The organism is Pseudarthrobacter sp. NamE2, assembly GCF_005796205.1.
Classification (GTDB): Bacteria; Actinomycetota; Actinomycetes; order Actinomycetales; family Micrococcaceae; genus Arthrobacter.
The window spans coordinates 1-553 of record NZ_VAHN01000049.1 but is presented as its reverse complement, the minus strand read 5'-3'; the positions used below and the strand labels follow the sequence as shown (position 1 = coordinate 553).

Annotated in this window: 1 pseudogene; it reads left to right on the top strand. The window is 65.5% G+C overall.

Annotation, left to right across the window (positions count from 1 at the left end):
- Positions 1–553, top strand: a pseudogene (locus FDW83_RS18955) (isocitrate lyase); the annotation flags it as partial.

Genomic DNA, 553 nt, shown 5'->3' with positions numbered 1-553 from the left:
GTTCACTGGGAAGACCAGCTCGCCTCGGAAAAGAAGTGCGGCCACCTGGGCGGGAAGGTCCTGATCCCCACCCAGCAGCACATCCGCACCCTGAACGCGGCCCGCCTGGCAGCCGACGTCGCCGGCACCCCCACCGTCGTCATCGCCCGCACCGACGCCGAGGCAGCAACCCTGATCACCTCCGACGTCGACGAACGGGACCAGGAGTTCATCACCGGTGAGCGCACCGCCGAGGGCTTCTACAAGGTCCGCAACGGCATCGAACCCTGCATTGCCCGGGCCAAGGCCTACGCCCCGTACTCGGACCTGATCTGGATGGAAACCGGCACCCCGGACCTGGAGCTGGCCCGCAAGTTCGCCGAAGCCGTCAAGGCCGAGTTCCCGGACCAGATGCTCTCCTACAACTGCTCGCCGTCGTTCAACTGGAAAAAGCACCTGGACGACGCCACCATCGCCAAGTTCCAGCGCGAACTCGGCGCCATGGGCTTCACCTTCCAGTTCATCACCCTGGCCGGCTTCCACGCCCTGAACTACTCGATGTTCGACCTCGCCC